The 22,692-nt window shown below is 72.1% G+C and carries 16 protein-coding genes; 10 read left to right on the top strand and 6 right to left on the bottom strand.

Going from position 1 to position 22,692, the window contains the following annotated elements; genetic code table 11:
• Window positions 1-22 precede the first annotated feature (22 nt).
• Window positions 23-1,675: an acyl-CoA dehydrogenase family protein gene (locus tag ACFYYH_RS23035; protein ID WP_388554075.1), complete on the bottom strand. Its 1,653-nt coding sequence runs from the start codon at window positions 1,673-1,675 to the stop codon at window positions 23-25.
• 17 nt (window positions 1,676-1,692) lie between these two features.
• On the opposite strand from ACFYYH_RS23035, the gene ACFYYH_RS23030 reads away from it, so the two are divergent.
• Complete coding sequence (locus ACFYYH_RS23030) at window positions 1,693-2,850, top strand: YihY/virulence factor BrkB family protein (RefSeq protein ID WP_388554072.1); 1,158 nt, start codon at window positions 1,693-1,695, stop codon at window positions 2,848-2,850.
• A gap of 37 nt (window positions 2,851-2,887) precedes the next feature.
• Window positions 2,888-3,628, top strand: a complete 741-nt coding sequence (locus tag ACFYYH_RS23025) for a DUF6597 domain-containing transcriptional factor (RefSeq protein WP_388554071.1) — start codon at window positions 2,888-2,890, stop codon at window positions 3,626-3,628.
• Here the strand turns inward: ACFYYH_RS23025 and ACFYYH_RS23020 are convergent.
• Together ACFYYH_RS23020 and ACFYYH_RS23015 are read right to left on the bottom strand one after the other, a co-directional pair.
• Window positions 3,568-3,966, bottom strand: coding sequence for a VOC family protein (locus ACFYYH_RS23020; RefSeq protein WP_388554069.1), 399 nt, complete (start codon window positions 3,964-3,966; stop codon window positions 3,568-3,570). The two genes, ACFYYH_RS23025 and ACFYYH_RS23020, sit on opposite strands and share 61 nt — an antisense overlap.
• A 221-nt stretch (window positions 3,967-4,187) precedes the next feature.
• Window positions 4,188-5,078, bottom strand: a complete 891-nt coding sequence (locus tag ACFYYH_RS23015) for a S1 family peptidase (protein WP_388554067.1) — start codon at window positions 5,076-5,078, stop codon at window positions 4,188-4,190.
• A gap of 1,022 nt (window positions 5,079-6,100) precedes the next feature.
• Between ACFYYH_RS23015 and ACFYYH_RS23010 the strand changes: the two genes are divergently transcribed.
• Together ACFYYH_RS23010 and ACFYYH_RS23005 are read left to right on the top strand one after the other, a co-directional pair.
• Window positions 6,101-6,433 carry a YkvA family protein gene (locus ACFYYH_RS23010; RefSeq protein ID WP_388554064.1) on the top strand — a complete coding sequence of 111 codons (333 nt, stop codon included), beginning with the start codon at window positions 6,101-6,103 and terminating at the stop codon, window positions 6,431-6,433.
• 366 nt (window positions 6,434-6,799) lie between these two features.
• Window positions 6,800-8,737, top strand: a complete 1,938-nt coding sequence (locus ACFYYH_RS23005) for a glycoside hydrolase family 13 protein (protein ID WP_388554061.1) — start codon at window positions 6,800-6,802, stop codon at window positions 8,735-8,737.
• A 117-nt stretch (window positions 8,738-8,854) separates the two neighbouring features.
• Here the strand turns inward: ACFYYH_RS23005 and ACFYYH_RS23000 are convergent, their stop codons facing one another.
• Window positions 8,855-10,945, bottom strand: coding sequence for a phosphocholine-specific phospholipase C (locus ACFYYH_RS23000; protein WP_388554059.1), 2,091 nt, complete (start codon window positions 10,943-10,945; stop codon window positions 8,855-8,857).
• 332 nt (window positions 10,946-11,277) lie between these two features.
• Window positions 11,278-12,306: a 6-phosphofructokinase gene (locus ACFYYH_RS22995; protein ID WP_388554056.1), complete on the bottom strand. Its 1,029-nt coding sequence runs from the start codon at window positions 12,304-12,306 to the stop codon at window positions 11,278-11,280.
• A 441-nt stretch (window positions 12,307-12,747) separates the two neighbouring features.
• Between ACFYYH_RS22995 and ACFYYH_RS22990 the strand changes: the two genes are divergently transcribed.
• The 3 genes from ACFYYH_RS22990 (at window position 12,748) to rsgA (ending at window position 16,484) form a co-directional block, all read left to right on the top strand.
• The gene (locus ACFYYH_RS22990) at window positions 12,748-13,362 is read left to right on the top strand and encodes a hypothetical protein (protein ID WP_388554054.1); all 615 of its coding nucleotides are present in this window, start codon (window positions 12,748-12,750) and stop codon (window positions 13,360-13,362) included.
• A 191-nt stretch (window positions 13,363-13,553) separates the two neighbouring features.
• Window positions 13,554-15,086 (top strand): AAA family ATPase, encoded by a 1,533-nt coding sequence (locus tag ACFYYH_RS22985; RefSeq protein ID WP_388554051.1) that lies wholly within the window; start codon window positions 13,554-13,556, stop codon window positions 15,084-15,086.
• 270 nt (window positions 15,087-15,356) lie between these two features.
• Window positions 15,357-16,484 carry a ribosome small subunit-dependent GTPase A gene (gene rsgA, locus ACFYYH_RS22980; protein WP_388554048.1) on the top strand — a complete coding sequence of 376 codons (1,128 nt, stop codon included), beginning with the start codon at window positions 15,357-15,359 and terminating at the stop codon, window positions 16,482-16,484.
• 142 nt (window positions 16,485-16,626) lie between these two features.
• Here the strand turns inward: rsgA and ACFYYH_RS22975 are convergent, their stop codons facing one another.
• Window positions 16,627-17,619 (bottom strand): helix-turn-helix domain-containing protein, encoded by a 993-nt coding sequence (locus tag ACFYYH_RS22975; protein WP_388554046.1) that lies wholly within the window; start codon window positions 17,617-17,619, stop codon window positions 16,627-16,629.
• A 340-nt stretch (window positions 17,620-17,959) separates the two neighbouring features.
• Here ACFYYH_RS22975 and ACFYYH_RS22970 point away from each other — a divergent pair, with 340 nt between their 5' ends.
• The 3 genes from ACFYYH_RS22970 to ACFYYH_RS22960 all read left to right on the top strand — a co-directional run.
• Window positions 17,960-19,780: a protein phosphatase 2C domain-containing protein gene (locus tag ACFYYH_RS22970; protein WP_388554044.1), complete on the top strand. Its 1,821-nt coding sequence runs from the start codon at window positions 17,960-17,962 to the stop codon at window positions 19,778-19,780.
• Between the two features lie 116 nt (window positions 19,781-19,896).
• The gene (locus ACFYYH_RS22965; RefSeq protein WP_388554042.1) at window positions 19,897-21,639 is read left to right on the top strand and encodes a pyruvate dehydrogenase; all 1,743 of its coding nucleotides are present in this window, start codon (window positions 19,897-19,899) and stop codon (window positions 21,637-21,639) included.
• Window positions 21,640-22,108: 469 nt separating this feature from the next.
• A partial coding sequence (locus ACFYYH_RS22960) for a hypothetical protein (RefSeq protein WP_388554040.1) occupies window positions 22,109-22,692 on the top strand: 584 nt, incomplete at its 3' end.

The following is a 22,692-nucleotide window of genomic DNA, read 5'->3' as shown; positions in this document are numbered from 1 at the left end:
CTCCAGGCCGCCCGCGCGCGACTCAGCCGACGGGCCGCGCCCGGTCCACCACCGAGGCCAGATCGAGGGTGTGGGGGAGCGTGCCGAAGGCCGTGCCCCAGTCCCCGCCCAGCCGCGAGGCGCAGAACGCGTCCGCCACCTCCGGCGGCGCCCAGCGCACCAGCAGCGAACCCTGGAGCACCAGCGCCAGCCGTTCCACCAGCCGGCGGGCACGGGCCTCGATCCCGGTCAGATCGGCCAGTTCGGTCAGCAGATCCTTGATCGCGCCATCGAGCCGGTGATCGGCGCCGCGCGCCAGGCCCACCTCCTGGAGAAAGGCGTTCAGCGCCTCCGGCTCGCGCTGGAGCGCCCGCAGCACATCCAGCGCCTGGACGTTCCCGGACCCCTCCCAGATCGAGTTGAGCGGCGACTCGCGCAGCAGCCGCGGCATCCCGGACTCCTCCACATAGCCGTTGCCGCCCAGGCACTCCAGGGCCTCCCCGGCCACCGGCGTACACCGCTTGGTCACCCAGTACTTGGCGGCGGGGACCGCCAGCCGCAGAAACGCCCGTTCGTGGCCGGAGCCGCTCCCGCCGCTCCGGATCACGTCGTACGCCGACGCCAGCCGCAGCGCCAGCGTCGTGGCCGCCTCCGACTCCAGCGCCAGATCGGCCAGTACGTTGCGCATCAGCGGCTTGTCGATCAGCTCACCGCCGAACGCGCTTCGGTGGTCGGCGTGGTGCACCGCCTGCGCCACGGACTGCCGCATCAGCGCGGCCGATCCGAGCACACAGTCGAGCCGGGTCGCCGCCACCATCTCGATGATGGTGCGCACCCCCCGGCCCTCCTCGCCGACCCGGCGGGCCCACGTCCCGTCGAACTCCACCTCGCTCGACGCGTTGGACCGGTTGCCCAGCTTGTCCTTGAGGCGCTGGATCAGGAACACGTTGCGTGTCCCGTCGGCCAGGACCCGGGGGACGAGAAAACAGGTCAGCCCGCCGGGCGCCTGGGCCAGCACGAGGAAACCGTCGCACATCGGCGCGGAACAGAACCACTTGTGCCCGGTGAGCAGATACTCGCCGTCCGCGTCCAGCGGCCGTGCGCCCGTCGTGTTGGCGCGTACGTCGCTGCCGCCCTGCTTCTCGGTCATGCCCATCCCGAAGAGCGCGCCGGCCTTCTCCGCGGCCGGCCGCAGCCCCGGCTCGTACCGGTGCGAGGTCAGCCTCGGCTCCCACTCCGCCGCGAGTTCCGGCTCGGCGCGCAGCGCGGGCACCGCCGCGTGCGTCATCGACACCGGGCAGCCGTTCCCGGCCTCCGCCTGCGTCCAGACGAAGAAGCCGGCCGCACGGCGCAGATGGCCGCCGGGCCTGCCCCAGGCGTCGGTCAGCCCGGCGGAGACCGCCTGTCCCAGCACCTGGTGCCAGGCCGGATGGAAGTCGACCTCGTCGATCCGGTTGCCGTAGCGGTCATGGGTGCGGAGCCTCGGCGGATACTCGTTGGCCTGCGCTCCCCACTCCTGGGCCGCCGCGGATCCGGCGGTGCGGCCGAGCGCCGTCAGCTCCGCGCGGGTCTCGTCGAGAAGGCCGGGCGCGCTGTGCCGCTCCACGCCCTCCACGAGAACCCGGTCGGCGCTGAAGACGTCGTACCCCACCAGGGGCGGAACCTGATTGGTCACTGTGTGGGTGGTGGCTGCCATGCCGATACGGTAAGGAGGTGCAGGCAGCAAAAGAAACACCCGAGCGGCCGGCGGGTCGACTCCACCGGGCCCGAGTCCTCTACCGCAACGTCTCCAAGCGGCGGATGGCCTGGCTGCTGCTGAAAGACACGGTCAACTCGTGCATCGAGTACCGGGTGCTGGGCCTCGCGGCCGAGGCTGCGTTCTTCACGCTGCTCTCGCTGCCGCCCCTGCTGCTCGGTCTGATCGGGTTGCTCGGCTACGTGGACGACTGGACCAGCACCGCCACCGTCGCCTCGATCGAGAAGAACATCCTCGGGGCGGTCGGCACGGTGCTCTCCGACCGCGGGGTCAACCAGATCGCCAAGCCGCTGCTGGAGGACATCACCCACGGCGGCCGGCCGGACGTGATCTCGCTCGGCTTCGCGATCGCGCTCTGGTCGGGCTCCCGGGCGGTCAATGTCTTCGTCGACACGATCACGGTGATGTACGGGCTCGACGGCCGGCGCGGCATCGTCGCGACCCGGCTGCTCGCCTTCCTGCTCTTCCTCGTGGCGCTGCTGATCGGCGCGGTGGTGCTGCCGCTGGCGGTGGTCGGTCCCGACCGGGTCGTCGCGCTGGTCCCCTGGGGGACGGCGGTGGTCAGTGTCCTGTACTGGCCCGTGGTCATATTGCTCTCCATCGCCTTCCTGACCACGCTCTACCATGTCTCGGTGCCGGCCAGGTCCCGCCGCTGGATCGAGGACGTGCCGGGGGCCCTGGTGGCGCTGGCGATGTGGGTGCTGGGCAGCTTCCTGCTCCGGATCTATCTGACCAGCACGGTCGAGGGCCCGACGATCTACGGCTCCCTGGCCGCGCCGATCGCCGTACTGCTCTGGATCGGTGTCTCCGCCTTCGCGGTCCTGGTGGGCGCGGCGGTCAACGCGGCGATCGACCGCGTCTGGCCGTCGGTGGCCACGGCGGCGGCACGCGCCTCCAACGAACGGCTGCGCGCGGCCCACGCGGCGGAACTGATGGCGCGCGCGGCGGCCGCCGCGGAGGCCAGGAACGCGCTGGTGGACGACGACGGGACCGATCCGGGCATGCCCTCGGAGTTCCCGGAGCGCTGGTCGAGGTTCCTGCCGCCCGACGATGTGAAGGCACGCGTGAAGGCCCGCCTCCAGGGAGTGCGGGACAACCGGCACAAGAGCAGGTAGGGGCCGGCGTCGGCGGTACGCACGAGGAGTCGGCGGTATGTACGAGGAATGGGCGTCGCGGCTCGACGGCGCGATCGTCTGGACGCGGACGGTGAGGACCGGGAACGGGTCCGCGCCCTACCCGGTGCTGCCCGACGGCTGTATGGATCTGCTGTGGACCGGGGGCAGGCTGCTGGTCGCGGGGCCCGACACCCGGGCGTACGCGCCCGAGGGGATCGACGGGGCGCACTGCGCCGGGGTGCGCTTCGCCCCCGGGACCGCGCCCGCGCTCCTCGGCGTACCGGCGCACGAACTGCGTGACCGGCGGGTGGAGCTGGCCGAACTCTGGTCACCGGCCGAGGTGCGCCGGCTCACCGGGCGGCTGGCGTCCGCCGAGGACCCCGCCGAGGCGCTGGAGGCCGTGGCGCTGCGCCGGGCCGAGGCCGTCGGACCGCCCGATCCGCTGCTGCGGGCGGTCGCCGACGGGCTGAACGCCGGGCATACGGTCGCGGCGACCGCCGACGCGGTGGGCCTCGGTGCCCGGCAGCTCCACCGCCGCTCCCTGGACGCCTTCGGCTACGGGCCCAAGACGCTGGCCCGCGTGCTGCGGCTCCAGCGCGCGCTGGCGTTCGTACGGGCGGGAAAGCCGTACGCCGAGGCGGCGCTCGCCGCGGGCTGTGCCGACCAGGCGCATCTCGCCCGTGAGACACGTGAGTTGGCCGGGCTCACGCTCGGCGCCTACGCGGCGCTGGCGAACAGCGAGACCTCGATGCCGTCCGGGTCCAGGACCACGGCGTAACGCTGTCCCCAGACCGCGTCCCACGGCTTCAGATGGCCCCGGTACCCGGCCGCGACCAGGGAGTCGTAGGTGGCGTCCACCTCGGCGGGACCGGCGCAGAGGAAGGCGAGCCCGGTCCGTCCCCCGCCCTGCGGCCGGGTCCAGCCTGGATCGTAGGAACGGACGGTCTCCTCCGTGTCCCAGAGCACGCGCGGGCCCCCGGGCAGGGTGGCCTCGGCATGGGGCGCGGTGTCGGCGTCGGCGGGTACGGGCACGCCGAGCGCGCGGTAGAAGGCGAGGGAGGCGGCCATGTCGGAGACGACGAGGCCGATCGCGTCGAGTCGTGGAGTGGAGGTCATGCGCCCAGGGTAGGAGCGGCGGCCGGAGGCGGTCTTGAACGAATCGGACGTGCGGAGGAACGCGACGGGCCGCGCACCAGGTGCGCGGCCCGTCGGTGTTCCGAGGAAGGATCAAGCAGGTGAAGCGTGTTGTCCGTGCCCGTGGTGCGTGTGGAGACCGCGAAAGACCGCGGAGACCGCAGAGACGGCAGAGACGACAGAGAGTGGAGAGACGACAGAGACTAGAAGACGCTGACGCCGTAGGCGTTCAGGGCCTCCACGACCGGCTGGAAGAACGTGGTGCCGCCGGAGGAGCAGTTGCCGCTGCCGCCCGAGGTCAGGCCCAGCGCCGTGCTGCCGGCGAAGAGCGAGCCGCCGCTGTCGCCGGGCTCGGCGCAGACGTTGGTCTGGATCAGACCGCCGACGATCTGGCCGCTGCCGTAGTTCACGGTCGCGTTGAGACCGGTGACCGTACCGCTGTGGACACCCGTGGTCGAGCCGCTGCGGCGCACGCTCTGGCCGACCGACGGGTTGGCGGCGCTGGTGATGTCCTGGTACGAGCCGTTGTACAGGTAGACCCGCCCGTCGGCCGCGGCCGCGTTGGAGTGGCGGATGATGCCGTAGTCGTTGGTCGGGAAGCTCGTGCCGGCACGGGTGCCGATGCTCCAGGAGCTGCTGATGTTGGTGCAGTGTCCGGCGGTCAGCGCGTAGTACGTCGAGCCGCTGCGGACGTTGAAGCCGAGGGAGCAGCGGCTGCCGCCGGTGGTGATGGCCTCGCCGCCGGCGATGAGCGCGTTGAACTTGCCGGGGGTGTGCTTGATCGTGAGGCCCGCGGTGTCACCCACGGAGTTCTTGATCTCGGCTATCTCGGCGTCCGAGACCGTGCTGTCGACGGTGACGACGACCTTGCCGGAGGCCTTGTCCGTGTACCAGGCCGTACCGGCGACGTCGGCGCCGCGGACGGCGGAGCTGGCGTCGGCGAGCTGGGCCGCGGTGGCCTTGGGGGCCGGAGCCGGGGCCGCGATGGCAGACGGGGCCGCAAGCGCGACAGCGGTCACCAGTCCTGAGGCGACGGCGAGGAGCCGTACCCGTCCTGATACCGCTCCGAGGGGGGAAAAGCGCTTGAAGGTCACTACATCCTCCATAGGTGGGGGAAACTCGCGATCCGTCGGGTAAGCGGGCCGCTGCGTGCGATCGTTCACCGCCATTCGGTTTTGGCCGTGAACCTGTCAATCGCACGGAGTGAATCGTTGACTCCGTTTGGGTTTTGGGCAAGGCCCACTTCTGGACCGACGGCGGAGAACGGCTGTCGGGCCCGCGCGGCCACCCGGTCGGGGGTCCGGAGTCCGTCGGCGGAACGCTCCGCCGACGGGTTCTGCCGGCCGTCCCTCGCACCCGCCAGTGAATTGCTGCAAAGCCCGCGCCGACGGGAACGTGGCCGGTGAATGGCCGTCAGAACACACGGTCAGGCTGAGAATCGGCGGAGAGCGCCATTCGGCCATGTGGCCGGGGCGTCACAATCACACATGCTTCACCGTGGGTGCTGCTTGTATGACACAGCGGGTTCGGAAGCTCGCCGGGTGATGGCCTGAAGCCGCTGGAATGGCGGAAGTTCTACTCGCGTCGCGAGGGTCGAGTCGCCCGTTTGCTCGACGTACCACCCAAATGTTCCCGTGTTGATCATGGCCGGATTCAGACACCGGCCGGGCGTCCAGGCGTGGAACGGCCCGGGGCGGCAGTCGGATTCGACCGGTGGGGCGCTCTTGCGGGGCATCAGAGACGTGTGCAGCGGATGGGTCTGCCGATACCCGTCTCGGGGCGCCCTTCCGGCTGTCGTACGGCACCGGGCCCACGCGCGCCGGGGCCCGGAGCCGCCCTGTGGCCTCGGTCCGTTGGCGCCGCCCGTGCGTCGGCGTCACGGCCCGTGGGCGCGCCGCCGGGCCCGTCGTGATCCGGTTCCGGTTCTGAAGGCAACATACCGACTGGTCGGACAGGCGGACAGGGGGCCGTACGGTGGCGGACCGGTGGCCGGCGCGGGGCGGCGGACGGGTGATCCCTCCGGTGACGGGGCCGCGCCACGGGGTACCCGGGTAGCAGCGGACCGTCCGAAGTTCCTGTCCAGCCCCTGTCCCGCCCCTGAACGAGGAGCCCCGCCATGAGCACCGAACTCCAGATCCTCCTCGCCGTGGCCGCGCTCCTGGTCGCACTGACCCTGGGCATCGCGATCACCCTGGTCGTACGGCTGGTGCGGACCCGGCGCGCGCTGCGCGGGGCGGGTCTGCCGGTGGAGAACCGCTGGGTGTTCTGGGCGGCCGTCGGCTATCTCGTCCTCCCCGTCGATCTCCTGCCCGATCCGGTTTTCGTGGACGACATCGGCGTACTGATGCTGGCGCTGCGCTCTCTGCGCCGGGGCGGGGAGCGGGCGGCGGCCGAGCGCGCTCCCCGCCCCGCTTCGCTCCGTTCCCGGTCCTGGAGCCGGACCCGGTGAGCCGGGGCGGACGGTACCGGAGCGGCCGGTGGAGGACGGAACTCCGCTCAAGGGCGGCTCGGTGACGATCACACCCGTAGGGACGACCCCGGCCTCCGCCGCCACCTGATATGTGGTGTCCGTCACCGCCGTGCGTCCGGCGCCGGCACCGCGGCCACATGCCCTTTTGTGCCAGGGCCCGCCCACCGCCGTTCCCGGACAAGGGGCGGACAGGGATGGTCAGGGACGGGCTCGGACCGGCGGCCCTGCCTCCCGGATCGATCACCGTCCCACCGAGGGCTGACCCCTCCGGTGGTCTCAAGGGATGATCGCACCGGCACCATGGCAGTCAGCCCGGTGGCCTTCATCCCGGCACGAGAGGTATCAGTGACTCAGCACGCGTTCCCGGACGGCAACGGTGACGGCAGCGGAAACAGCGTCGGCAATGGCAATGGTAACGGCGACGGTGACGGCGACGGCATCACTGTCGGCGACGGTGGCGGCGGCGGAAGCGATGACGGCACCACTGGCACCGGCGACGGCACCGGCGCTGCCGCCGGCCGTACCGGCGCCCATGCCGGTGGCGCCCGTGCCGGTGGCGGCCGTGACTGGTGGCGGGAGTCCGTCGTCTACCAGATCTACGTCCCCAGCTTCGCCGACGCCGACGGCGACGGCATGGGAGACCTGCGCGGGATCACCGACCGGCTCGGCCATGTCGCGGACCTCGGCGCGGACGCCGTGTGGCTCACCCCGTTCTACCGCTCCCCGCTGGCCGACGGCGGCTATGACGTCGCCGACTACCGGGAGGTCGATCCGCGCCACGGCACCCTGGACGACTTCCGGGCGCTGCTCGGGCGGGCCAGGACGCTCGGTCTCCGTACCATCGTGGACATCGTGCCCAACCACTGCTCCGACCGGCATCCGTGGTTCGTGGAGGCGCTCGCCTCGGCGCCCGGCTCCGCCGCGCGCGACCGCTTCCTCTTCCGCGACGGCAGGGGGCCCGACGGCGCGGAGCCGCCCACGGACTGGCGGTCCAAGTTCGGCGGCGCCGCCTGGACCCGGGTGCCGGACGGCCAGTGGTACATGCATATCTTCGCTGCCGAGCAGCCCGATCTGAACTGGGAGAACCCCGAGGTCGCCGCGGAGTTCGAGGCCGTCCTGCGGTTCTGGCTCGACCTCGGTGTCGACGGCTTCCGTATCGACGTGGCCCACGGCCTGCGCAAGGACCTCACCCCGCCGCTGCGCGACACCCACGGCGGCGACTCGGCGTCCCTCAACGCCCCGCCCAGCGGTGAGAACCACCCGTTCTGGGACCGCGACGAGGTCCATGAGATCTACCGTCACTGGCGGAAGGTCACCGACTCCTACGCCCCGCCCCGGATCATGGTCGCCGAGGCGGGCGTCAGCGCCGCCCGGCTGCCGCTCTACACCCGGCCCGACGAACTGCACCAGGCCTTCAACTTCTTCCATCTGCGCTGCCCGTGGGACGCGGGCTCGTTCCGTGACGTCATCGACCTCTCACTCACCGGGGCGGCGGCCAACGGCGCGCTGCCGACCTGGGTGCTGTCCAACCACGACGTGGTGCGCCACCGCACCCGCTACGGCGCGCCCGAGGGCACCGATCTCCCCGGCTGGCTGCTGACCGGCGGCCGGGAACCGGCGCTCGACGAGGACCGGGGCCGCCGCCGTGCCAGGGCCGCCGCGCTGCTGACCCTCGCCCTGCCCGGCACGACCTATCTCTACCAGGGCGAGGAGCTGGGTCTGCCCGAGGTGGCCGACCTGCCCGAGGAGGCGTTGCGCGACCCCATGTGGGAGCGGACGGGGCACGCCGTGAAGGGGCGCGACGGGTGCCGGGTGCCGCTGCCGTGGACCAGGACGGGACCGTCGTACGGCTTCGGGCCCGGCGGCAGTTGGCTGCCCCAGCCGCAGGGATGGGGTGAGCGCTCGGTCGAGGCCCAGACCGGCGATCCCGGCTCCTTCCTGGAGCTGTACCGCACGGCGCTGAGGCTGCGCCGCCGCTGTCTCGGGGACGAGGGCTTCGCCTGGCTGACCTCGGCGCCGGGCGAACTGGCCTTCCGCAAGGGCGGGGACGGAGACGGGGGCGGGGGCGGAAACGGAGACGAGGACGCCGGCCCCGGCCCCGGCCCCGGCACGGGCGGGAGCGCGGGTCTGGAGTGCCGCGTCAACCTCTCCGACGAGCCGCTGCCGCTGCCCGCCGGTTCCGTACCGCTGCTGGCCAGCGACGAGCTGGCGGACGACGCCACGACGGGCCGGCTGCTGCTGCCGCCGGACACGGCGGTCTGGCTGGGCGCCGGGGCACACTGACCGGACGGACCCGGGGGGCGCCCGCACACCGTGCGGACGGCCCCCGAGCCGTGCTGTCCGTCACTCGCGGTCTCTGCCGCTCGCGGCCCGTTCCGCGCGGCGTGCGGTGCGCGAGGGTCAGCGGGTGAGGATCGCCGGGTCGCTCACACCGGGGGCGCCGTTCTCGACATGTCCGGCCAGCCGGCGCAGGAAGCCCTGGTCCGTGTCGGACACCACCGTCAGGTCGTACCACCGCTTGGTGCCCCGCAGCTCCACGGGGTGCACCACACGCCCGCCCGCCGGGACCCTGACGGTCGTGCTCTTCCCGCCGTACGCGTTGGAGATGGTCAGACGGCAGGCGGCGGCGCCCGTGTTCGTCAGGGTCAGCACCACGCGCGCGGAGCCGGAGTCCTTGCCCGCGCCCCGGCCGGTGTGGCCGGTGTCATGGCGGGCGGTCACCTCGGGGCCCGCGGTGGTGCCGGCTCCCCGGAACGTACGGAGGAAGCCGTTGGGCCCGAACACCGACAGGTCGTACACGCCCTCCGAGTAGGCCGTGTTCCAGGTGTCGGAGAGCTTCCGCCCGGCGGCGGTGGTGTAGGTCCAGGGACCGTCGGCGCGGTTCGCCGAGGTCACCGTGAAGCAGGCGCCCGCCGCCGCGCCACTGCTGAAGGTGAGCGTGAAACGCCCGGTCGAGGGGGTGGCGGCCCCGTCGACGAGCGGTGCGTACGGCAGCGGGCGCGTGGGCCTGGAGCCCTTCTCCTGCTTGGGCAGGACGGCGCGGCCGGGCGGGGTCGGCGTATAGCTGGGGTGCCGCTCCTGGTCGGGCGGCTCGTACGCGTCGGTGGCCGGGAGCGCGGCGGGCCTCGTGTCCTGGAGGCCGAAGTCGAACGCGGAGGTGAGATCGCCGCAAATGGCCCGCCGCCAGGGGGAGATGTTCGGCTCCGCCACCCCGAAACGGCGCTCCATGAACCGGAGGATCGAGGTGTGGTCGAAGACCTCGGAGCAGACGTAACCGCCGGTGCTCCAGGGGGAGACGACCAGCATGGGGACCCGCTGGCCCAGGCCGTAGGGCCCGGCGGCGTAGCGGCCGCTGCCCGGGAAGTGGTCGAGCGCGGTGTCGACGGTGGAGGCGCCCTGCGCGGCGGAGGCCGGGGGACAGGGCGGTACGACGTGGTCGAAGTAGCCGTCGTTCTCGTCGTACGTGATGAACAGGGCCGTCCTGCTCCACACCTCGGGGTTGGAGGTGAGGGCGTCCAGCACCTGGGAGATGTACCAGGCGCCGTAGTTCGCGGGCCAGTTGGGGTGCTCGGAGAAGGCCTCGGGGGCGGCGATCCAGGAGATCCGGGGCAGCTTCCCGGCCTTGACGTCGGCCCTGAGGATGTCGAAGAAGCCGTCGCCGTTCTTCGCGTTCGTGCCGGTACGCGCCTTCTCGTAGAGCGGATCGCCGGGTGCGGCGTTGCGGTAGTTGTCGAAGTAGAGGAGCGAGTTGTCCCCGTAGTTGCCGCGGTAGGCGTCGTCGATCCAGCCCCAGCCGCCGGCGGCGTCGAGCCCGTCGCCGGTGTCCTGGTAGATCTTCCACGAGACGCCGGCCTCTTCGAGCCGCTCCGGATAGGTCGTCCAGCCGTACCCGGCCTCGTCGTTGCCGAGAACGGGCCCGCCGCCCTTGCCGTCGTTCCCGGTGTGGCCGGTCCACATGTAGTAGCGGTTGGGGTCGGTGGCCCCGATGAACGAGCAGTGGTAGGCGTCGCACACGGTGAAGGCGTCGGCGAGCGCGTAGTGGAACGGTATGTCCTCGCGCTTCAGATACGCCATCGTCCCCGCGGACTTGGCGGGGATCCACTGGTCGTAACGCCCCTGGTTCCACGCCTGGTGGCCGCCCGCCCAGTCGTGGTCGAGCCCGGCGATGAACCGCATGCCGAGATCCTCGGCGTCCGGGTGGTACGGCAGGATGTCCTGGGAGCCGTCCGACTGGTGCCAGACCGACCGCCCGCCGACCGGGGTCACGGGCCGTGGGTCGCCGAATCCCCGTACGCCCCTGAGCGACCCGAAGTAGTGGTCGAAGGAACGGTTCTCCTGCATCAGCACGACGATGTGGTCGACATCCTTGATGGTGCCGGTCCGCCGTCCGGCCGGAATGGCGGCGGCACGGGCGATGCTGTCGGACAACGCGGAGAAGCCGGTGGTGGCGCCGGCGATCTGAAGGAACCTGCGCCGGTTGAGTTCAGGCATGAGGGTGGGGACCCGTCTCTTCGGGGGATGTGGGGAGCGAAGCGGAAGGAGGCCTTCAAGGTCACCCACCGCGGGGGAAGCCCCGGTATCCCCCGCCCGACACACCGCCGTACAGCACACGAACAGCACCCCGGCCCGGTCCCGGCACCCCGGCCCGGAAGAGCCGGAAGCCGGGGTGGGTGCCGCGCGGGAAGGCCGATGATCCCGCCCGTACGCCCGTACGCCCGCCCGGAAGACCGGAAGACCGGAAGACCGGAAGACCGGAAGACCGGAAGACCGGAAGACCGGAAGACCGGAAGACCGGAAGACCGGAAGACCGGCCGGCCGCGGAGTCAGCTTCCGAAGAAGACGCCGAACTCCCGGTACAGCTCGGCGGGTACGCGTTTGGGCGTCCGCAGGGCCTCCGCGAGCGGGACCCGCACGATCTCCGTGCTCCGCAGGCCCACCATCGTCCCGAAAGCCCCGTCCTTGATCCCCGCCACGGCGTGGAGTCCGAACCGGGTGGCGAGCCAGCGGTCGTACGCGCTCGGGGTGCCGCCGCGCTGGATATGGCCGAGGACCGTGGTGCGCGCGTCCTTTCCGGTACGGATCGCGATTTCCTGGGCCAGCCAGTCGCCGATACCGGACAGGCGCACATGCCCGAATTCGTCGCGGGACTCGTCCTTCACCACCATCTGGCCCGTGAGCGGCGTCGCTCCCTCCGCCACCACGACGATCGGCGCGTAGTTGATCCGGAAACGGCTCTCCACCCACGCGCACACCTGGTCGACGTCGAACTCCCGCTCAGGGATGAGGATCGCGTTCGCGCCTCCCGCGACGCCCGCGTGCAGGGCGATCCAGCCCGAGTGGCGGCCCATGACCTCGACGACGAGCGTCCGCCGGTGCGACTCCGCGGTCGTGTGCAGCCGGTCGATCGCCTCGGTCGCGATATTGACGGCCGTGTCGAAGCCGAAGGTGTAGTCCGTACCGCCGACGTCGTTGTCGATGGTCTTGGGGACCCCGATCAGCCTGACCCCCTGCTCGGACAGGGCCTTCGCCACACCGAGCGTGTCCTCGCCGCCGATCACGACGAGCGCGTCGATCCCGTGCGCGTTCAGGGTGTCCCGGACACGGTCGAGACCGTCCTCGGCGCGGAGCGGATTGGTACGGGACGAGCCCAGAATCGTGCCGCCGAGCGGCAGGATGCCGCGTACGGCGGCCACGTCCAGCGGCATGGCCAGATCGTTGAGGACACCGCTCCAGCCGTCCCGGAAACCGGTGAACGTCCAGGCGTACTCCTGCGCGCCCTTCCGTACGACGCTGCGGATCACCGCGTTGAGCCCCGGGCAGTCGCCCCCTCCGGTCAGCACTCCGACCCGCATGCGCCTTCTCCCTCGCCCTCACACTCCGACCGGTGCGGAGAACACACGCGGTGCACCAATGGGTCACACTCCCGGTGCCGTCCCTGCGCTCCCGTGACCGGCTCCGGCAGCGCCCCGGGCCACGCGCCGCCTCAGAGCCACGCCGCCTCAGAGCCACGCACCGCCTCCGGGCCACACGCAGCCACGACGTCCGCGGGCCACTTCGAGACGTCCGCGGGCCTCTCCGATCAGGAAACGACACGCCGTTCACCCCCGCCACTCAGGTCCCCCGCGTCCCCGCGCGCGCCGCTTCTCCCGAGCGGGCGGACGCGGGACCCGGCGCGGGCGTGGAAAAGGGCCGTATGGCCGCGCGGCGAGGACATTCAGCCCACAGCCCCCGGGTCTGTCCGGGGCTCACGATGGTCACGGCGGAGAACTCGTCGAGTTTCGGAGGCCCGGATCATGAAGACCCCGGATCCACGAGAACCCGGGAGACACCGGCCGGCACCACCGGGTGTCTCCCCGGGAGACGGCCGGCTCCGTCATCCGTCCGACCGGCTGCGTCGCTGGGTCGACCTGCTTCTTCTGGTCGTCATGGTGGTCTGCGTGCCGATCGCCGGAGCCGTCACGGGGACCCTCGCGTACGAGCACGCCCAGCACGCCGCACAGACGAAGAGCTCGGGTGACCGTCAGATCACGGCCCGTCTGACCGCGAACGCGAGCGTTCTTGTGCCGGGGGCCGACACGGGCAGCGCGACGGCCGACGCACCGGTCCGCTGGAACGACAAGGGGAAGACGCACACGGGCAGGGCCATGGTCGCCGTGGGCCAGCACAAGGGAACGTCTGTACGTATCTGGGTGGACCGGGACGGACGGATCACCGTGCCCCCGGCGGACTCCACCGCGAGCCTCACCGCGGGGGTGGCCGTCGGGTTCACCGCGGCGGGCGCGGCGGCGGTCCTCGGGTGCGGCACGCTGGCGGGGTTCCACCGGTCGCTCGACCGCCGGAACCACGCCCGGTGGGAGAGGGAATGGGCGCTGGTCGAGCCGCGGTGGTCGCACTGTGACAGCGGGTGAGACGCCGGCCGCCGCGGGAGACGGGGCAGGCCGCCCGTTCCGCCGGACCCGGGCGCCCGTTTCCCGCGGCCGACCGTACGACGGTGTGCCACGGGGGCGCACCACTGCGGTGCACCACCGCGGTGTGCCACGACGATGTGCCCGACGGTGCGCCCCTGCGGTGCGTCACGGGTTACGCAGAGGAGCCAGTGATGTCATCGAACCGCGCGGAATCCTTCACCCGTCCCGGGCGCACCGGTCCCCGCGCGGAGGTGGCCGAGACGCACACCGCGGTCGTGGTGTTCATCGAGGAGCGCGCCTACAAGATCAAGAAGCCGGTCGACCTCGGATTCCTCGACTTCCGCACGCCGGCCGCCCGTCTGGCGGCGTGCGAACGGGAGGTGCTCCTCAACCGGCGCTTCTCGCCCGATGTGTACGAGGGAGTCGCCGAGCTCCGTCTGCCGTGGGGAGGCCGGCCGGAACCGGTGGTGGTGATGCGCCGTATGCCGTCCGGCCGCCGGCTGGCACACCGCGTGAGCGTCGGGGCTCCGGTCGACGACGAGCTGCGCGCGATCGCCCGGCTGCTGGCGGCCTGCCACGCCAAGTCCCCGCAGAGCCCCGCGATCTCCCGCGAGGGCAGCCGGGACGCGCTGCGGGCGCGCTGGGAAGCGAGCTTCGAGCAGGTCCACGGGCTCGGCGGGCAGGCTCCCGCGCGTGGGACGGCGGAGATCGAGCGCCTGGTGCGACGCTATCTCGACGGCAGGCGGAACCTCTTCGACTCCCGTATCGAGACCGGGCGTGTGGTGGACGGGCACGGCGATCTGCGGGCCGAGGACATCTTCTGTCTCGACGACGGACCTCGTGTCCTGGACTGCCTGGAGTTCGACGACGCCCTGCGCTGTGTCGACGGCCTCGACGACGCCGCGTTCCTCACCATGGATCTGGAGCAGCTCGGGGCGCCGGACGCCGCCGCGTACTTCCTCGCGCGCTACAGCGAGTTCTCCGGCGACCCCGCACCCCCGTCCCTGCGTCACCATTACGTCGCCTACCGGGCTTTCGTCCGGGCCAAGGTGTCGCTCCTCCAGGCCGAGCAGGGCACGGCGGGGGCGCGGTCGGACGCGGAGCGGCTCGCGGACCTCACCCTGCGCCATCTGCGGACCTCGGCGGTACGGCTCGTCCTGGTCGGCGGTCTGCCCGCCAGCGGGAAGTCCACCCTGGCCGGCGCGCTGGCCGACCGGCTGGGGCTCACCCTGCTGAGCAGCGACCGGTTGCGGAAGGAACTGGCCGGTATACCGCCCGAGCGGCCCGCGCCCGCCGAGTACGGGAAAGGCGCGTACACCCCCGCGTGGACCCGGCGTACGTACGAAGAGCTGATCGACCGGGCCTCGGCGCTGATGTCCATGGGGGAGTCCGTGGTGCTCGACGCCACCTGGACGGACCGCGCATGGCGGGACGCCGCGGCGGAGGCGGCCGGTCGCGCCGACGCGGACCTGGTCTCCCTGCGCTGCGAGGTACCACCGGGTGTGGCGGCCCGCCGGCTCGCCACGCGCCCGCCGGGACCTTCCGACGCCGGTCCGGGTGTGGCCGAAACCATGGCGGCGACGGCGGATCCCTGGCCCGAGGCGGTCACGGTGGATACGAGCGGAAGGCTGGACTCCGCGGTGGAGCGGGCCCTAGAGGTGATCCGCCCCGGCGGCGCCGAGCGGACGAGGATCTTCAGGCGTTCCTACATGGAACCCGACTGACCGGAGGCCGGGATAAATGGCTCGCGGTGCTCGGCGGGGTGCGGCTATGGTGGGCCCCGTTCGGAGCGGTGCCGTAACAGGGCTCTGCCGACGCGTTGTTGGACCGTTGAGGAAGCAGGAGGTGAGGACGTTGATGACTGTCATTGCGCTGGGCGCTGCCCAGGTTCAGAGGCTCATCGTTCCCATTCCTGTGGTCTCCGGCCGACCTTCCTTGTTCTTCCACGCCTGATCGGCGCGTGTGCCGGGGCCACCCTTGTGAAGGGTTTCCCCTTGTCTTTCTCTCTTGCCTCTCCTGAGGCTTCGTCCGCTTCGCACCCGCTCGCCCCGTACGGCTGGGACGAGGGCTGGGAGGCGGAGTTCGCTCCGTATGCCCGGCAGGGGCTGGTGCCCGGCCGCGTGGTGCGGGTCGACCGCGGGCAGTGCGATGTCGCCACCGCCGGCGGTGTCGTACGGGCCGACACCGCCTTCGTCACTCCGCACGATCCGCTGCGGGTGATCTGCACGGGTGACTGGGCGGTGCTCGACCCGGCCGGCGGGGATCCCCGTTTCGTACGGGAGTATCTGCCGCGCCGCACCGCCTTCGTACGGTCCACCTCCTCGCTGCGGTCCGAGGGTCAGATCCTGGCCGCGAACCTCGACCACGCGATCATCGCCGTCTCGCTCGCCGTCGAACTCGATCTGGGCCGGATCGAACGCTTTCTGGCCCTCGGCTGGGAGAGCGGGGCGCTGCCGCTCATCGTGCTGACCAAGGCCGATCTCGTGGCTGATCCCGCCGTCCTGGGCCATCTCGTCGACGATGTCCGGACCACCGCGCCCGGTGTCCAGGTGCTTGCCGTCAGCGCGGCGACGGGGGAGGGGGTCGAGGTGCTCTCCGCCGTGCTGTCGGCCGGTACGAGTGTGCTGCTGGGTGTGTCCGGCGCGGGCAAGTCGACCCTCGCCAACGCACTGCTCGGGGACGAGGTGATGGAAGTGCGGGCCATCCGTGAGGTCGACGGAAAGGGACGGCACACCACCACCACCCGCAATCTCCTCGCGATGCCGGGCGGCGGGGTGCTCATCGACACCCCCGGGCTGCGGGGTGTGGGGCTGTGGGACGCGGAGACCGGGGTCGGGCAGGTCTTCTCGGAGATCGAGGAACTGGCGGAGCGCTGCCGGTTCCACGACTGCGCCCATGTGTCCGAGCCGGGGTGTGCCGTGCTCGCCTCGGTGGAGGACGGTTCGCTGTCCGTGCGCCGGCTGGAGAGCTACCGCAAGCTGCTGCGGGAGAACCAGCGCATCGTCGCGAAGACCGATGCCCGGCTGCGCGGTGAGATCCGGCGCGAGTGGAAGCGCAAGGGCGCGGAGGGGCGGGCGGCCATGGAGGCCAAGCGGGGCGGCGCGCCCGGACGTATGCGGTAACCGGGAACGCGGACGCGGGCGCGAACGCCGACGGGCGGGGGCGTGCGCGGCGTGCGCGGGCGGGGGGCGCGGGGCAATGGCTTCCGCGCCCGCCGCCCGGTGCGGCGCGTACGCCGCCTGACCGGGCAGGGCGGGGGCGGGCTCAGCCGCGCAGACCGCGCGTCACCCAGCCCTTCTCGTACGCGTGCCAGCCGAGTTGGAGCCGGGTCGTCACCCCGCTCAGTTCCATCAGCCCCTTCACCCGGCGCTGTACGGTCCGCAGCCCCAGGTCGAGCTGTTTGGCGACGCTCGCGTCGGTCATCCCGGCGAGCAACAGCGACAGGATCTCCAGATCGGTGGAGTCGGGGCCGGGGGCCCCGCCCTCCGTCACCGCGCCGTCGGCACGCAGCCGCAGCGGCAGCGCCTCCCGCCATACCGACTCGAAGAGTCCCCTCAGCGACTCCAGCAGCCCACTGGCATGGACCACCAGGGCGGCGGGCTCCGCGCCACGGCCCGTCAGCGGGACCATCGCCAGACTACGGTCCGCGACCACCAGTTTCGTGGGCACCCGCTCGATCACCCGGACCTGCTCGTCGCGCCCGAGCGCCGCGGAGAGTTCGCTGATCCCGGCGGGCAGCGAGAGCACCTCGCGCTCGATCACCACCCGGTACGCGACCCCCCGGGTCGCCGCGCGCTCCTCGGCCTCGTTGTCGATGCCGTTCACGGCCACGGGCTTTCCGGTGACCAGGGCACAGACCTCTTCGGTGGCCCCGAGCTGGAGCTGGAGGAAACGGTGAGCCACCGCGCTCGCGCCCGTCACGACCTCGACCAGATCGTGCACGGCCGGTTCGGCGGCCTCCGCGCGGTACTCCTCGGCGAGCAGCACGGCGGCCAGTTCGGCCTGTTCCAGCTCATGGCGGTGCTGGGTGAGCAGCGCGCCCAGCGCGACGGCGGGCGGCGCCGCGACCCACCGCCCGGTACGGGACGAGGACTGCGCGGCCAGACCCTGCCGCTCCAGCCGGCGCAGGGCCTGTTCGGTGTCCGGTTCGGGAAGCGCCAGCCGATGGGCCAGATCCGCGACCTCCGCCGCTCCGATCGCCACCAGCGCGCGGTACGCGGACTCCTGCCGCTCGTCGAGACCTATCGCTCCCAGCACCCCTGCACCCCTCCCAGGACACCCGTTTCCCGCCGCGGGCCGTGGCGGATACCGGCCACGGCGTAAACCCGCCGTGCCACATCATCGCTGTTCGGGGCGGCATTCTGCCAAGGTGGCGCCATCACAGCAGTAACAGATCCCGGCCATATGCCCCTTGGGTACCGTTGGCCCGGATTGTGCGGGAGGGCGATGTGCGCGGCCCTGGTGGCGCCGCATCGGCCCGCGCTGGACCTGTGACGTTCGCCGGGCGTCCTTCCCGTGGGGGGTGGGGTCGCCCGGCGGACCTGAATATTTCCGGAGGTCCCGTTTTCGTGCCCCCGGCGCGGTCGACAATAGGGTCATGAGTCAGCAGGGGCAGAGGCCAGCCGCCGACGACTGGTGGAACCGGTTGTACGACGAGTCCGCACCCGACACCGGCCCCGCCGCCGCTTCGGGTGACACACTCGACGACCGCTTCGACTCGGCGGCGGACACGGTGGGTACGGACGCGGGGGACGCGCCCGGCGCACCGGGGGACGCGCCCGGCGCACCGGAGGAGGCGCCCGGCTCCCACGGGGTCGAGGCGCGACCGCCACGGGCCTGGTGGGAGGAGCCGCGACGGCGGCAGCCGGCCCAGCGGGAGCAGGAGTCACCGCACCGGTCACAGCGGAACGAGGAACCCCAGCGTCCCGAGGGTCGGCAGTCCGAGCCCCAGCGGCAGCCGTCCGAGCCTCAGCGGCCCGAACGGCGGCTGCCCGAGCCCCGGCAGCCCGAGTCCCGGCGGCAGCGGCCCGAGCCTCAGCGGACCGAGCCCCAGCGGCCCGAGCGCCGGCAGCCCCAGTCGCCACCCGGCCCGCCGCCTCCGCCGTACACCCCGAGCGACGCGAGACCTCTGCCGGGCACCGTGGATTCCCCCGGTCCGCCGGAGCGTCCGGACGTCCCCGATCCGCGCCGGCCGGAGCCCGGCAACGGATCCGCCGACAGCGACACCGTATGGCTGCCCCGGCAGCAGGGCCCCCTCGGGAGTCCCGCCGCCGGAAGTGCCTGGGGTACGCCCCAGCCGCGCCCGGAGCCCGAGCCGCCGTCCGCCCCGCACACACCGCCGTCCGCCCCGCCGCCCCCGCCCGCGTCGGCGGCCTCCCCGGCCCCTTCGCCCGCCCCGGCCCCTTCACCCGCCCTCGCGCCCCCGCTCTCCGGCTCCCGGCCCGCCGTCACCCATCTCGGCGACCGGCCACCCACCTACGACCCCGAGCCCGCCGTACTGCCCGCCGCCGACCCCGAGCGGCTGGACGAACTCGTCGCCGACACCGTCCTCGACGGCGCGTCCTACGGTTCGTACTCCCTGCGGGCCGCCTCCGTACGGGGCGACTCCGCGCGCTACCGGGGCGAGCCCCGGCGGGACGCGCTGCTCACCGCCCGCTTCGGGACCGGCGCCGGGGCGCTCGTCCTCGTCGCGGTCGCCAGCGGTTCCCGGGCGGCCGAGGGCACCCATCGCGCCGCGACGGAGGTGTGCCACTGGATCGGCGGCGCCGTCGGACGCAGTCACGGCCGGCTCTCCGAGGACATAAGGGCGGGGCGCAGGGGCGATCTCAAGTCCGGGCTGCACCGGCTCACCGACCGGGGTTTCGGCAAGCTCCGGGCCCGCGCCGCCGAACTGGGCCTGTCACCCGGGGAGTACACCGCGAGCCTGCGCTGTCTGCTGCTCTCCGCCGATCCGGAGTGCCGGACGCGGGTGTTCTTCGGGGTCGGCGGCGGTGGCCTCTTCCGTCTGCGGGACGGCGCGTGGCAGGACCTGGAACCGGTGATCCCCGAACCGGCCGCCGTCACGGGCGACCCGGTCCTCGGCTTCGGCTCCCCGCCCGCCGAGACCCGGGAGGGCGACCGGCTCACCATGGATCTGGAGATCACCAAGCCCCCGTCCCCGTATGGAGAGGGGCCGCTTCCGCCACCGTCCGAGCCCTTCCGGTTCCGGGCGTCGCTCGCCAGACCGGGAGACACGCTCCTGCTGTGCGGCGCCGGCCTCGCGGACCCGCTGCGCGGCGAGCCCGCCCTCGCCGAGGAACTGGCCGCCCGCTGGGCCCCGGCCGGCGCGCCGGCTCTGACGGAGTACCTCGCGGACATCCAGCTCAGGGTCAAGGGATACGCCGACGACCGCACCGCCGTCGGCGTCTGGGAGGAGTAGCCGCCGTGGCGTAACCGCGCAGGCGCGCCCGCCCCGGGCATGGGTTGATGGACACGTGCGTCGACAGGCTCGTGGTCCGGCGGACACCCGACACCGGCGGAGAAGGGCGCGCTTCCATGGCCAGGCAGAACGTGGCGGAGCAGTTTGTCGACATCCTCGTCAGGGCGGGCGTCCAGCGGCTGTACGGAGTCGTCGGCGACAGCCTCAACCCGGTCGTGGACGCCATCCGCCGTACCCGCGCGATCGACTGGATCCAGGTCAGACACGAGGAGACCGCCGCCTTCGCCGCCGGCGCCGAGGCCCAGATCACCGGCAGACTCGCCGCCTGCGCCGGCTCCTGCGGGCCCGGCAATCTGCACCTCATCAACGGCCTTTACGACGCGCACCGCTCCATGGCCCCCGTACTCGCCCTCGCCTCCCACATCCCGTCCGGCGAGATCGGGCTCGGCTACTTCCAGGAGACCCATCCCGAGCAGCTCTTCCGCGAGTGCAGCCACTACTGCGAGATGATCTCCAACCCGAAGCAGATGCCCCGGCTGCTCCAGACGGCGATCCAGCACGCGGTCGGGCGGAGCGGTGTCAGTGTGGTCACCCTGCCCGGCGACATCGCCTCCGCGCCGGCCCCCGAACGGGCGGTGGAACACGCGCTGGTGACCTCCCGGCCCTCCGTACGGCCCGGTGACGCGGAGATCGAGAAGCTCGCCCGGATGATCGACGAGGCGGAGCGGGTGACGCTCTTCTGCGGCAGCGGTACGGCCGGCGCGCACGCCGAGGTGATGGAGTTCGCGGAGCGGGTCAAGTCCCCGATCGGGCACGCGCTGCGCGGCAAGGAGTGGATCCAGTACGACAACAAGTACGACGTCGGCATGAGCGGCCTGCTCGGCTACGGGGCCGCCTACGAGGCCACGCACGAGTGCGATCTGCTGATCCTCCTCGGCACGGACTTCCCGTACAACGCCTTCCTGCCCGACGATGTCAAGATCGCCCAGGTCGACGTACGGCCCGAGAACCTCGGCCGGCGCTCCAAGCTGGACCTCGCGGTCTGGGGCGATGTCCGGGAGACCCTGCTCTGTCTCACCCCGCGCGTACGGGCCAAGACGGACCGCCGCTTCCTCGACAGGATGCTGAAGAAGCACGCCGACGCGCTGGAGGGCGTGGTCAAGGCGTACACCCGCAAGGTGGACAAGCACCTTCCGATCCACCCCGAGTATGTCGCCGCCGTCCTGGACGAACTCGCCGACGACGACGCCGTGTTCACCGTCGACACCGGTATGTGCAATGTCTGGGCGGCCCGTTACCTCACACCGAACGGGCGCCGTCGTGTGATCGGCTCCTTCAGCCACGGCTCGATGGCCAACGCGCTGCCGCAGGCCATCGGCGCGCAGTTCGTCGACCGGAACCGCCAGGTCGTCTCCATGTCCGGCGACGGCGGATTCTCCATGCTGATGGGGGACTTCCTCACCCTCGTCCAGCACGATCTGCCGGTGAAGGTCGTCCTCTTCAACAACTCCGCGCTCGGCATGGTGGAGCTGGAGATGATGGTGGCCGGGCTGCCGTCGTACGGCACGACCAACCACAACCCCGACTTCTCGGCCATCGCCCGCGCGGCGGGCGTCCACGGCGTACGGGTGGAGAAGCCCCGACAGCTCGCGGGTGCGCTCAAGGACGCGTTCAGTCACAAGGGCCCCGCGCTGGTCGATGTGGTCACCGACCCGAACGCGCTCTCCATCCCCCCGAAGATCAGGGCGGACATGGTGACCGGGTTCGCGCTCTCGGCGAGCAAGATCGTGCTGGACGGGGGAGTGGGCCGGATGGTCCAGATGGCCCGCTCGAACCTACGGAACATGCCACGCCCGTAGCCTGGGCCGGCCTTGGACGGCGGGCTCCGGACAGCGCGTAGCGGCGGGCCGTCGGGCCGGCGGACCACCACGCGTCGTCGTTCATCGAGGCGCTTGAGGCCGCTGTGGGCACGTGCGGCGAGGCGGCCGGGATCGGTTCGGCGCCACGCTTCCGAGACGGGTTGTACGCGTGTCCGCGGTGCGGCACACCGGCCTGTTGTCCTGCCGTCACCTGTCTGTTTCCGCAGGTACCAGCGCTGTTCGCGCACGCTCTCGGGTCGCCCTGAAGTGGGTCCTGGGGCCCTGTGCACTGGGTCCGGGCCCATCTTTAGATGGCTGCCGGTCGGGGGTTGTGACGGGTGGGCGAGGAGAACTGATGACGGGCGCCGACAGGTTCCCTGTGTGGCATGGGCATGCCCGAAAATGGAGTGGCCGGCTACGGAGTGATCGAGGGCAGAGCGGGGCCGAGTACGCCGCGATGGTCGGGGTGGTGTCCCTGGTCGTGGCCGCGATCGTCGGCCTGAGTGTGCCGACGGACGAGGCGACCGGGCTGAAGAGCGCCGTGTGCCGAATACTTCACCCGCTGAGCGGGGCCGAAGCGTGCTCCTCGGGTGACTACGCCGGGGACGGGGACGGGGACGGGGACGACGGTGACGGAGGTGACGGAGGTGACGGCGGAGGTGACGGCGGAGGCGGTGGTCCCGGCGATCCGTTCGTTCCCAACGGCGATCCGTTCGAGCCCGCGAGGTGTCTGCTGTCCCAGGACCAGACCAAGGACACCGTCGTCATCCAGGTGGTCTTCGTCAAGATCAGTGCCTCGGAGACGGTCAAGCTCCAGCAGTGGTCGGACGGTACGGTCACCCTGGAGCGGGTGAGTGAGACCGGGGGCGGGGTCACGGCGAGCATCTCCGCGGGGATTCCGGGTCTGAAGGACTGGGGCGGCAGTGCCAAGCTGAGCGGCACCTATCTGGCGGGCAGTGGCAGCGGCGGGCAGTGGCTGTTCAACGGGAACAAGAGCGGCGATCCCCAGGCGGACCTGGAGGCCAACCTCGCGGACGCGCAGAAGTTCGCCGC

It is taken from the genome of Streptomyces sp. NPDC002018 (genome assembly GCF_042890865.1).
Lineage (GTDB): Bacteria > Actinomycetota > Actinomycetes > Streptomycetales > Streptomycetaceae > Streptomyces.
Note: the sequence above shows the minus strand (reverse complement) of the source record. Positions and strands in the feature narration are given on the sequence as shown.